Source organism: Streptomyces scabichelini (genome assembly GCF_011045015.1).
Classification (GTDB): Bacteria; Actinomycetota; Actinomycetes; order Streptomycetales; family Streptomycetaceae; genus Streptomyces; species Streptomyces scabichelini.
Genome location: NZ_JAAKZY010000336.1, coordinates 1 through 8,107, shown reverse-complemented (window position 1 = coordinate 8,107; position 8,107 = coordinate 1). Strand labels below are relative to the sequence as shown.

Below are 8,107 nucleotides of genomic sequence, written 5' to 3'. Positions count from 1 at the left end.
GCCGGGGCCGGGGCCGGGGCCGACAGCTCAGGCTCTGTGTACGACGCAGCCGTCCGCTCCCCGTACCAGTCCCGCACATACCCCTCCGGGTCGTACCACTCCTGCTCCGGCCCAGGAGCGCCTCCGTACGCCGCAGCGCCCCCGTACGCGGTGTCCTCACCGTACGGGGCGGCACTGTCGCGCTCGGGGCGCAGGGCGGTCACGCCGTGGCCCTGCCCACCACCGGGGCGAGCCCCGTCGACCTCGCCACGGCCCCCTGGTCACCGCACTCGACCAGCCAGTTGGCGAGCATGCGGTGGCCGTGCTCGGTCAGCACGGACTCGGGGTGGAACTGCACGCCCTCAACAAGGAATTCACGATGCCGCAGCCCCATGATGATCCCGTCGTGCGTACGGGCCGTGACCTCCAGCTCGTCCGGCACGGTCTCCGGCTCGGCGGCCAGCGAGTGATAGCGCGTCGCCGTGAACGGCGACGGCAGCCCCGCGAAAACACCCCGGCCCTCGTGCTCCACGAGCGACGTCTTGCCGTGCAGCAACTCGGGCGCCCGATCCACGACACCGCCGTACGCCACCTGCATCGACTGCATCCCGAGACAGACCCCGAAGACAGGAACGCCGGTGGCCGCACAGTGGCGGACCATGTCGACACAGACGCCCGCCTGCTCGGGAGCGCCCGGCCCGGGCGACAGCAGCACACCGGCGAAACCGTCCTGGGCATGCGCCGTCGACACCTCGTCGTTGCGCAGCACCTCGCACTCCGCGCCCAGCTGATACAGGTACTGGACCAGATTGAAGACAAAGCTGTCGTAGTTGTCGACGACGAGAATCCGCGCGCTCACTGATTGTCCACCGTCACATCATTGAAGGGCAGCAGCGGTTCGGCCCACGGGAAGACGTACTGGAAGAGCACATAGACCACCGCGAGCACGAGTACGAGCGAAATCAGCGCCCGCACCAATGCGTTTCCCGGCAGATGCCGCCAGATCCAGCCGTACATGCCGTCCCTTCCGTCGCCGTACCACACCAGACTAACGGCGTAGCGCCTCAGGTTTCCCAGCCTCCACGGGCTGTGTGGCATCGAGGTGCGCCCAGACGATCAACCGGTGGCTGCGACCCCATTCCGGTTCACAGGTCGTCAGTGTCAGATAGCGGCCCACACGCGTGTACCCGGACTTGGGTGGCACAGGGTCGATCACCTCGATGTCCGTGGGCACTGTTTTGTAGGGGCCCTTGTCGATCCGGTACGTGAACCAGGTCGTGCCGTCGGTCAAGACCACAGCGTCACCTGGGCGAAGCTTGGGAAAGTCCTTGAACGGGTCCCCATAGGTGCGGCGATGGCCCGCGACCGCGAAGTTGCCCTCCTGGCCGAGCTGCGCGGTGCCCGCGTAATGGCCGAGGCCCTTCTTGAGCGTGTTGGTCTTCGTGCCCTCGAGCACGGGCTTGTTCCACGTGAAACCAAGCCGCGGGATGTACATGACGGCGAAGGGATCGCCGTCCTGGTACGGGGCCGGCGGCTCAGGGTTCTCGGGCGTAGGGGCCCCGGACGCCTCGGACTCGGCCGCGACCGTCCCCTTCGACCACCGGTCCTGAAGACTGTCGATCTGGTCATCCATCGCGTTGTCGGCCTTCACCCCCGTCCATAAGAGCACATAGACGACGAAAAGCACGATCACGCTGCCTACGGTGATACACAGTTCGCTGAACGTCCTGACGACCACTCGCATCGGCGGCTCCCGACGGGCTTACTCCACAGGCTTCGCGTAATGGAGATCCACTGTGCCTGAGTAGCCGGGAAGAGTCACGGCCCCTTCCTCCTCGACTTTCCAGCCGAGCCCGTAGACATTGACGTACACCATGTAGTTCTGGATCGCCGGGGCTGCCGTCAGGGCCTTCTGCAGCTTCTCCGGGTCACCGACCGCGGTGATCTTGTACGGGGGCGAATAGACGCGGCCCTGAAGGATCAGGGTGTTGCCGACGCAGCGCACGGCGCTGGTGGAGATCAACCGCTGGTCCATGACCTTGATGCCCTTGGCACCGCCCTGCCACAGGGCGTTGACCACGGCCTGCAGGTCCTGCTGGTGGATGACCAGGTAGTCGGGCTGAGGCTCGGGGTAGCCGGGCAGCTTGGCCGTGGCGTTCGGGGGCGCGTCGTTGAGCGTGACCGTAAGAGCCTTGCCCTTGAGCTTCTGCGTGCCCGCGTTCTCCTCCAGGGCCGCGAGCTTTTCGTCCTCCGCCTTCGTACTGCCGTCGTCGCGCTCGGCGAGGGCCTCGACATCGTCGCGCAGCGTCGCGTTGCTCTCATCGAGCCGGCCGTTCTTGTGGCTACGCTCCTGAATGAGGTCGGAGAGCTTCAGCAGCGAGGCATCCGTACGGATATTGGTGCCTTTGGCCGTGTTGAAACTGGTGAAGAAGATCAGTCCGGCCAGGGCGAACACGGCCACCGTCAGCACACGCACCGGACGGAAACGCCGTATACGCGCAGGGCTGGAACCCACCTGGGGCGAGTCGGCAGAATTGCTCAACGTACCCTTATCTCCTTCGGCGCCGCGGAAGCACTACGCTAACGGACGCCCGGGGGAGCACTAAGAGTCCCCTTGTACGCTGCCCCGGAGCCCGCCCACGTTCCCTGCGCGGCCACGCAGCGCATCGACAGGAGAGACCCTCGTGCCGAAGTCACGTATCCGCAAGAAGGCCGACTACACGCCGCCCCCGGCGAAGCAGGCAACCAATATCAAGCTGACCAGCCGCGGCTGGGTCGCCCCGGTCATGCTGGCCATGTTCCTCATCGGCCTCGCCTGGATCGTCGTTTTCTATGTGACGGACGGCTCCCTGCCGATCGATTCCCTCGGCAACTGGAACATCGTGGTCGGCTTCGGGTTCATCGCGGCGGGGTTCGGCGTTTCCACGCAGTGGAAGTAACGCGGCCCATAGGTGTCGGGAACCTGTACGGCAAGGCCTGGCCACAGCTGTCCACGAGAGTTATCCACAGCTGTCCACAGCGGTGGAAAACAAACGAAGATCTGTGGATAACCCATTGGGCGTTGACGCCGGTGTGACTGACCTACCGGGATCCGGAAGTCCGTTCGCCCCCTGTCCTGCCTGGGAAAACCCAGGTCAGCGACAGGGGGCACAGCTGTTCCCACACAGCATGCACAAGATCCGGCACAGTCTGTGGACAACATCGGCTCCTCAGGTGAGCTGACCGGTCCTGATGAGTGTCATGACCACAACCGCGACCAGTACCAGTGCACAGACGCCGTACTGGATCAGAGCGCGCCGCTCGCGGGGCGCGTGGACCATCGCGTAGCCGATCACCACGCCGCCGACGAGGCCGCCGATGTGGGCTTCCCAGGCGATGTTGCTCCACCCGAAGGTGAAGATGAGGTTGATCACCAGCAGGGCGATGACCGGGCGCATGTCGTAGTTGAGCCGCCGCATGAGAACGGCGGTCGCGCCGAAGAGACCGAAGATCGCGCCGGAGGCGCCGAGTGACGGCTGGTTGGGTTCGGCGATCAGGTAGGTGAGTGCGCTTCCCGCCAGGCCGGAGACCCCGTACAGGGCGAGGTAGCGGGCGCGGCCGAGGGCAGCTTCGAGGGGGCCGCCGATCCACCAGAGGCTGAGCATGTTGAAGGCGATGTGGATGACGCTGCCGTGCAGGAACATTGCCGTGACCAGGCGGTACCACTGTCCCTCTGCGACGCCTTCGACGTTTTCGAGGATGGGCACGTAGGCGCGGCCGATGAGGTCGAAGCTGTCGGTGAAGCGGTCGCCTATGGAGAGCTGGATCAGGAAGACGGCGAGGTTCAGGCCGAGGAGGATCTTGGTGACGAGTCGGGGGTCCGCTGTGGCTGTGCCGCCTGCGAGGGTGCGCGGCTGGCCGGCTGTCGGTGGGTGCCCTGTGCCGGAGCCGTCTCGTACGCATTCGGGGCATTGGAAGCCGACTGAGGCGCTGACCATGCACTCGGGGCAGATGGAGCGCTCGCATCGGGTGCAGCGGATGCCGGTCTCCCGGTCGGGGTGCCGGTAGCAGGTGGGCAGGCTTTGGGCGTCCTGCGGCTCCTGCGGGCTGCCTGGCACCTGGTCCATGGGGTCCCCTCATTCTCCGTTCGACGGGCACACGGCGGTGTCCCAGGGACGTATGCCCCAATGCACCGCCCCGCCCTTCCTTCTACGGACGGGCGGGGCGAATTGGTTCCCTGGCCTTGGCTGGAGCGCTCGGCAGGGTCTCGTGGGGTCGGGCGGGTCTCAGCGGGTCTCGACGGCGACCGATTCGATGACCACGTCGTGGACCGGGCGGTCGGTGCGGGGGTTGGTCTGTGTCGAGGCGATGGCGTCGACGACTTTCTGGCTGGCTGCGTCGGTGACCTCGCCGAAGATGGTGTGTTTGCGGGTCAGCCATGCGGTCGGGGAGACGGTGATGAAGAACTGTGAGCCGTTGGTACCCGGGCCGGCGTTCGCCATGGCCAGCAGGTACGGCTTGTCGAAGGCAAGGTCCGGGTGGAATTCGTCTTCGAACTGGTAGCCGGGACCGCCGGTGCCGTTGCCGAGCGGGTCACCGCCCTGGATCATGAATCCGCTGATCACCCGGTGGAAGACCGTGCCGTCGTAGAGCTTGTCTGTGGACTTCTCGCCGGTTTCCGGGTTGGTCCACTCACGCTCGCCCTTGGCGAGTTCGACGAAGTTCCGGACCGTCTTGGGCGCGTGGTTCGGCAGGAGCCGCACTTCGATGTCGCCTTGGTTGGTCTTGAGGGTGGCGTAGAGCTGCTCAGCCACGATCTGCCTTCCGTTGTCCTTTGTTACTTCTCGATCCTCGCACGGACCGGGTCGCCCGTCTTCCGTCGTCGCCGTTCCGAGCAGCTTCGTACCAAGCAGGCGCACAGTCGGAGGATCCGTGGCATTGTCGTCGGCAAGACCCTGTTGTACCGGATTGATCATTTATTGCCCCGAGTACGCCCACAGTCGGCATGCATGACCCGGATGCCCGCCCGCGAATGCTCCGGAGTGCTCCGAGAGGCATGATCCCGTTAAGGGTGGAAAGGTGAACTGTGACTTTCTGGGGGATCTCCCCAAATCCCCACGTACGCCACCGAGGAGGAGGATCCCGTGACCCGCATCGACAGCGTGCGCGCCGCGACCGGCTCGGCGAAGGGCAGCGTGCTGCACGCCGCGGAAGCGGTGGCGCCCTACGCCGACACGGCCAAGGACCGGGCCGCGCTTTACGCGCACGAAGCACGTGTACGGCTCGCGCCGAAGGTGTCGGCTGCCGCTCAGCAGGCCGCCGATCAGGCTCGTACGCAGTACGACGCCCATCTCGCGCCGCGCCTGGAGCAGGCGCGTACCCATGTGCCGCCGAAGGTCGACTACGCCGCTCACGAAGCTGCGCTGCGTACCCGTATGGCCGCCCGGCAGGCCGCCTACTACTCCCGGCCGAAGATCGAGCAGGCCAGGGCCGCGGCCGGGCCCATTCGCGAGGAGGCCACGTCCCGCAGTGTGGCGGCGCTGGCGGCGCTGCGCGGTCAGGTCTCGGCCAAGGAGATCGAGAAGCTGGCTCGTAAGCATCAGCGGCGGGCCAGGGTCGGACGCCTCGCGAAGGGGCTGGCTGCTCTGGGCGTACTGGCGGGTGGTGCCTTCGCCGCCTGGAAGTGGTGGGACAAGCAGGCCAACCCTGATTGGCTGGTGGAACCGCCCGCTGCCACGGAGGTGCCTGACACCGGTCAGCTGACGTCGGTGGACGGCAGCGGCCAGGATGCGCTGGACCCCGAGGTCCAGGCCAAGCAGGCCGCGGCGGAGGCGGATGCGGCTGAGCGCGATGAGCGCGGCTGACTGATTTCAACGTCGCTGTGGGCGGGAGACCTGAGGTTTCCCGCCCACAGTGATGTTTCACGTGGAACCAGCCGAGTCGGTCGGGTGTGGTGTGCGGGGTCGCGCAAAGCTGGCACAAAGGCCCCTCCAACCGCGTCTCCGCAGGTCAGAGGGGCCTTCAAGGGTGGAGCCTAGGGGAGTCGAACCCCTGACATCTGCCATGCAAAGACAGCGCTCTACCAACTGAGCTAAGGCCCCGGAAGGGAAGCGTCCGCCGGAAGAATGTCCTCTCCGACGTGCGCCGCAGCCCAGAGTACCGGGTTACCCCCAGGATCCTGCAAAAGGATTGGGGTCCCGGCGAACGACCACTCTCCATAAGATGCTCGACGTGGTTCGCTACAGCGAACCGCGGTACGAAGCGATGGGGAGACGCGAATGGACGCCGCACAGCAGGAAGCGACCGCAAGAGCGCGGGAGCTGCAGCGGAACTGGTACGGGGAGCCGCTGGGGGCGCTCTTCCGTAGGCTCATAGACGACCTGGGTCTCAACCAGGCCCGTCTGGCGGGGGTACTGGGACTTTCCGCACCGATGCTGTCGCAGCTGATGAGTGGTCAGCGCGCCAAGATCGGCAACCCGGCGGTGGTCCAGCGGGTGCAGTTGCTGCAGGACCTCGCGGGTCAGGTGGCCGATGGCAGTGTGAGTGCCGCTGAGGCCACCGAGCGCATGGATGAGATCAAGAAGTCGCAGGGGGGCTCGGTGCTCAGTAACACCACGCAGTCGACGAACAGTTCGGGTGCACCGACGGTCAAGCGCGTGGTGCGCGAGATACAGTCGCTGCTGCGTTCCGTGGCGGCCGCGGGGGACATTATCGAGGCGGCGGACTCCCTCGCTGCGACCCATCCGGAACTGGCAGAGTTTCTGCGGGTGTACGGAGCGGGCCGCACCTCCGACGCGGTCGCGCACTACCAGTCCCACCAGAGCTGAGTCCACGGCCCGGCCGCCGAACGCCCCGTCACCGGAGGGCTGTTGAGCTCGCCGGACGCCTGGAGCCAGGCAGCCGGGCATCTCGATGAGGCCGCCGTGCCGACCGCCGAAGGGGGAGCGACGCACGACCATGGGTGAGGTCTTCGCCGGCCGGTACGAACTGGTCGATCCGATCGGACGCGGGGGAGTCGGTGCGGTCTGGCGCGCCTGGGACCATCGGCGGCGTCGGTATGTGGCCGCCAAGGTCCTGCAACAGAGCGACGCGCACGCGCTGTTGCGCTTCGTGCGGGAGCAGGCGCTGCGGATCGATCATCCTCATGTGCTCGCGCCCGCCAGCTGGGCGGCCGACGACGACAAGGTCCTGTTCACCATGGACCTGGTCGGCGGAGGTTCGCTGGTCCACCTGGTCGGGGACTACGGTCCTCTGCCGCCGGCGTTTGTCTGCACACTGCTCGACCAGCTGCTGGCGGGGCTCGCCGCGGTGCACGCGGAGGGGGTCGTGCACCGGGACATCAAGCCCGCCAACATCCTGCTGGAGGCGACCGGAACGGGCCGCCCGCGGCTGCGGTTGTCCGACTTCGGCATCGCGATGCGCCTGGGCGAGCCGCGGCTGACGGAGACCAACTACGTGGTGGGGACGCCTGGTTACCTCGCGCCCGAGCAACTGCTGGGCGATGAGCCGGACTTCCCCGCCGACCTGTTCGCTGTGGGTCTGGTCGCCCTTTATCTGCTGGAGGGCGCCAAGCCCGACGCCAAGGCACTCATCGAGCACTTCGCGGCGCATGGCACCCCAGGTGCCCCGAAGGGTGTTCCCGAGCCGCTGTGGCAGGTCGTGGCCGCTCTGGTGCAGCCGGACCCGCGGGCGCGGTTCCGCACCGCCACGGGGGCGCGCAAGGCGCTTGCCTCGGCCAGGGAGCTCCTGCCTGAGCCCAGCTCCGACGACGAGCTGATCGAGATCTTCGACCAACTCGGCCCGCTCCCGCCGGGTTTCGGCTCGGAGGGCCCTGTCCCGACGACGCCGGACCGGGGTCACAGCACCGTCCCTCAGCGATCCGGCCGGAGCGACGGCAGCACGATTCAACCCCCCGGGCCGGGCAGCTCGACTCAGCACCCCGGCCTGGGTAACACGGCTCAATCCCCCAGCCCAGGCACCGCGATGCCTTATCCGCAGACTGGTGCCGTCTCGCCGGATGCCTCCACGGGCACCGCTTCGCCCTCCACGGGCACTGCTTCGCTGCGGCCCGACACCGGCGCCGCTAGGTCTCATGCCCCCATGGGCGCCGTACGCTCTGACGCCGCCCCCGCGCCCGACGCCGCACCGC

General features: G+C 67.1%; 10 protein-coding genes, 1 tRNA gene and 1 pseudogene. 4 read left to right on the top strand and 8 right to left on the bottom strand.

The genetic code is table 11. From position 1 onward, the window contains the following. The 5 genes and pseudogenes from G5C60_RS48280 to G5C60_RS48260 form a co-directional block, all read right to left on the bottom strand. Positions 1 to 203 (bottom strand): annotated as a pseudogene (locus G5C60_RS48280) (hypothetical protein); the annotation flags it as partial. Continuing rightward, complete coding sequence (locus G5C60_RS48275; RefSeq protein WP_165270259.1) at positions 200 to 838, bottom strand: aminodeoxychorismate/anthranilate synthase component II; 639 nt, start codon at positions 836 to 838, stop codon at positions 200 to 202. The gene G5C60_RS48275 and the pseudogene G5C60_RS48280, both read right to left, overlap by 4 nt. Next, positions 835 to 996, bottom strand: a complete 162-nt coding sequence (locus G5C60_RS48270) for a hypothetical protein (RefSeq protein WP_206440922.1) — start codon at positions 994 to 996, stop codon at positions 835 to 837. The genes G5C60_RS48275 and G5C60_RS48270 overlap by 4 nt, the downstream gene beginning before the upstream one ends. A gap of 31 nt (positions 997 to 1,027) precedes the next feature. Beyond that, positions 1,028 to 1,723 (bottom strand): class E sortase, encoded by a 696-nt coding sequence (locus tag G5C60_RS48265; RefSeq protein ID WP_165270255.1) that lies wholly within the window; start codon positions 1,721 to 1,723, stop codon positions 1,028 to 1,030. Positions 1,724 to 1,741: 18 nt separating this feature from the next. Then, positions 1,742 to 2,521: a DUF881 domain-containing protein gene (locus G5C60_RS48260; RefSeq protein WP_165270253.1), complete on the bottom strand. Its 780-nt coding sequence runs from the start codon at positions 2,519 to 2,521 to the stop codon at positions 1,742 to 1,744. 142 nt (positions 2,522 to 2,663) lie between these two features. Here G5C60_RS48260 and crgA point away from each other — a divergent pair, with 142 nt between their 5' ends. Beyond that, positions 2,664 to 2,918 (top strand): cell division protein CrgA, encoded by a 255-nt coding sequence (gene crgA, locus G5C60_RS48255; RefSeq protein WP_165270251.1) that lies wholly within the window; start codon positions 2,664 to 2,666, stop codon positions 2,916 to 2,918. Between the two features lie 270 nt (positions 2,919 to 3,188). On the opposite strand, the gene G5C60_RS48250 is transcribed toward crgA, so the two are convergent. Continuing rightward, positions 3,189 to 4,085, bottom strand: coding sequence for a rhomboid family intramembrane serine protease (locus G5C60_RS48250; protein WP_165270249.1), 897 nt, complete (start codon positions 4,083 to 4,085; stop codon positions 3,189 to 3,191). 159 nt (positions 4,086 to 4,244) lie between these two features. After that, positions 4,245 to 4,772, bottom strand: coding sequence for a peptidylprolyl isomerase (locus G5C60_RS48245; RefSeq protein WP_165270247.1), 528 nt, complete (start codon positions 4,770 to 4,772; stop codon positions 4,245 to 4,247). A gap of 330 nt (positions 4,773 to 5,102) precedes the next feature. On the opposite strand from G5C60_RS48245, the gene G5C60_RS48240 reads away from it, so the two are divergent. Then, positions 5,103 to 5,822, top strand: coding sequence for a DUF5324 family protein (locus tag G5C60_RS48240; protein WP_165270245.1), 720 nt, complete (start codon positions 5,103 to 5,105; stop codon positions 5,820 to 5,822). Positions 5,823 to 5,986: 164 nt separating this feature from the next. Here the strand turns inward: G5C60_RS48240 and G5C60_RS48235 are convergent. After that, positions 5,987 to 6,059 (bottom strand) — tRNA-Ala (locus G5C60_RS48235). Between the two features lie 177 nt (positions 6,060 to 6,236). Here G5C60_RS48235 and G5C60_RS48230 point away from each other — a divergent pair. After that, positions 6,237 to 6,785, top strand: a complete 549-nt coding sequence (locus G5C60_RS48230; protein WP_165270243.1) for a helix-turn-helix domain-containing protein — start codon at positions 6,237 to 6,239, stop codon at positions 6,783 to 6,785. Positions 6,786 to 6,915: 130 nt separating this feature from the next. Next, on the top strand, positions 6,916 to 8,107 hold a 1,192-nt coding region (locus G5C60_RS48225), incomplete at its 3' end, for a serine/threonine-protein kinase (protein WP_241267607.1).

Coding starts and splice junctions, on each gene's coding strand:
- G5C60_RS48230 (WP_165270243.1), top strand. CDS start 6,237: ATGGACGCCGCACAGCAGGAAGCGACCGCAAGAGCGCGGGAGCTGCAG.
- G5C60_RS48270 (WP_206440922.1), bottom strand. CDS start 996: ATGTACGGCTGGATCTGGCGGCATCTGCCGGGAAACGCATTGGTGCGG.
- G5C60_RS48250 (WP_165270249.1), bottom strand. CDS start 4,085: ATGGACCAGGTGCCAGGCAGCCCGCAGGAGCCGCAGGACGCCCAAAGC.
- G5C60_RS48265 (WP_165270255.1), bottom strand. CDS start 1,723: ATGCGAGTGGTCGTCAGGACGTTCAGCGAACTGTGTATCACCGTAGGC.